At 71.4% G+C, this 2,470-nt stretch carries 2 protein-coding genes; one reads left to right on the top strand and one right to left on the bottom strand.

Annotated elements, in window-relative coordinates; translation table 11 throughout:
- Positions 1-1,390 (bottom strand): glycerol-3-phosphate dehydrogenase/oxidase (locus tag ACE3O1_RS15380; protein WP_374316541.1); only part of this gene is annotated, 1,390 nt, incomplete at its 3' end.
- A 78-nt stretch (positions 1,391-1,468) separates the two neighbouring features.
- Between ACE3O1_RS15380 and ACE3O1_RS15375 the strand changes: the two genes are divergently transcribed.
- Positions 1,469-2,446: a sugar-binding transcriptional regulator gene (locus ACE3O1_RS15375; protein WP_374316539.1), complete on the top strand. Its 978-nt coding sequence runs from the start codon at positions 1,469-1,471 to the stop codon at positions 2,444-2,446.
- Positions 2,447-2,470 lie beyond the last annotated feature (24 nt).

The following is a 2,470-nucleotide window of genomic DNA, read 5'->3' as shown; positions in this document are numbered from 1 at the left end:
CATAGCGGTCGAGAAGCGTTGCGACGCGCGCGGCCGGGAGCCCGTCGGCGTGGCCGGAGATCCACTGCTGCCGCGCGCGCTCGGTCGTGGGGAACCCCTTGCCGCCGCCGATCGCGACGCCCTTGGTGGACCGTCGACGCGGCCGCGCGAGCAGCTCCAGGGCGCGATCGGCGAGGTGCTCGGCCGAGGCGCGGAACGTCGTCCACTTCCCCCCGACCAGTGAGAGGACGGTGGCATCGCTGCCGACGAGCGGGGCGGCCTCCACGCGGTAGTCGCGCGAGACGAAGCCCGGGGCCACGTCGCCGTGGCCGGGGAGCGGCCGGACGCCGGAGAACCGGTAGACGATCTGCGACCGGTCCACCTCGATGCGCGGCAGCACCTGCCCGATGAGGTCGATGAAGTAGTCGACCTCGGCCTCGGTGCACACGGCCGGCTCGCGCATGTCGTGCTCGAGGTCGGTCGTGCCGACGAGGACCCGCCCCTTGAGGGGGTAGATCAGCACGATGCGGCCATCGGCGTTCTCGAAGAAGAGCTCCCGTCCGCCGGTGGCGGCGAGCAGCTCGGGCTGGTCCAGCACTATGTGGGAGCCCTTGGTACCGCCCATGTAGCGCGTCGGGTCGCCGAGGGCGAAGTTGGTGAGGTCGGTCCACGGCCCCGAGGCGTTGATGAAGACGGATGCCGCGAACGGCACCTCTTCGCCGGTGACGTGATCGCGCAGCAGCACCCGGCCGTCCTGCGCGCCCACCGCGGCGGTGTAGTTCGCCGCGCGTGCGCGGTCGCCGCCCGCGGCGCGGCCGTCGCGGAGCACGTCGAGGGCCAGCCGCTCGGGATCGTGGAGCGAGGCATCCCAGTACGTGGCCGTGTAGGTGACCTTCGGGTTGAGCGCGGGAAGATCCTGCAGCGACCGCTTGCGCCCGCGGAAGGTGTGGCGCGGGACGCGCCCGCCGCTGCGCGAGAACGAGTCGTAGATGACCAGCCCGATCTTGATGAGGACCGCGCCGCGCTCGGTGTGCTTTCCGCCGCCGTGGCGGAGGAACCGGAGCGGAGCGCTGAGCACGCCGGAGAACGTGGAGAAGATCGGGATCGTGGTCTGCAGTGGGCGCACGTAGTGGGGCGCGATGCGCAGCAGGGCGTTGCGCTCGGTCACGGCTTCGTGGACGAGGCGGAACTCGCCGTTCTCGAGGTAGCGGATGCCGCCGTGGATCATGTGCGACGAGGCGGCCGAGGCTCCGCTGACGAAGTCGTCGCGCTCCACGAGGGCGACGTCGACGCCCTGCATGGCGAGGTCGCGGAACGTGGCGAGGCCGTTGATGCCGCCGCCGACGATGAGCACGTCGGCGTAGGGCCGCTCCCGAAGTGCGTCGAATCCTCGTTCCGCTGCGCCGGTCATCGCTTCCCCTGTCCCTGCTCGTCGTGCCAGTGCCTCCATGATGACACCGCTGGCCGTTCTTGCAGGCGGTTTGCACATATGTGCAAGACTGAGCGCGTGGACGAGGAGACCGACCCCCGCACGGTGCAGCGCGCACTCACGGCGGCGCACCTGTACTACGTGCAGGACCGCACCATGGAGGCGATCGCGCGGGAACTCGGCACCTCGCGATCGACGGTCTCCCGCCTGCTCACCCACGCCCGGGCGACCGGGATCGTCGACATCCGCATCCGGTCCCCGTTCGGCGCTCCCCAGCTCCTGGAGGAGCACGTCGCCCAGCGGTTCGGCGTCGACGCGCACGTCGTGCCGGTGCCCGACGACGCCAGCGAGGTCGAGCGCCTGGAGCGGGTCGCCGTGGCCGCGGCGCACCTCCTCAACGAGATCGTCCAGGCCGACATGACGGTCGGGGTCGCGTGGGGTTCGACGACCGCCGCGGTCAGCCGCAGGCTCGTCCCGAAGCCGGTGCACGGCACCGTCTTCGTGCAGCTCAACGGGTCGGGCAACACCCACACCACCGGGCTCCTCTATGCCAGCGAGATCCTCAGCCGCTTCGCCACGGCGTACGGCGGCAGCGCGCAGCAGTTCCCCGTGCCCGCGTTCTTCGACGACCCTCGCACACGACACGCGATGTGGCGCGAGCGCAGCACGCGGCGCATCCTCGCCATGCAGGCCGCGATGGATCTCGTGGTCTTCAGCACCGGCTCGGCCGGCTCGCGGGTGCCGAGCCAGGTGTACTCCGGCGGCTATCTCGACGCCCAGGAGCTCGCGGCGCTCGACGCGGAGGGCGTGGTCGGCGATGTGGCGACGGTCTTCTTCCGCGCGGACGGCACGAGCGACCGCATCCCGCTCAACGAGCGTGCGACCGGTCCGCAGTTCGACGTGCTGCGCAGGGTGCCACGCCGCCTGTGCGTCGTCGCCGGCGTGTCGAAGGTCGAGAGCCTGCGCGGCGCGCTGGCGGCGGGGCTCGTGACCGACCTCGTGGTGGATGAGGCGGTCGCGCGCGCACTGACCGGCTGATGCGACCCGGATGTTCATGCACCG

This window comes from Microbacterium sp., assembly GCF_041909575.1.
Lineage (GTDB): Bacteria > Actinomycetota > Actinomycetes > Actinomycetales > Microbacteriaceae > Microbacterium.
The sequence above is the reverse complement of the archived record's forward strand: the minus strand, read 5'-3'. Positions and strand labels throughout refer to the sequence as shown.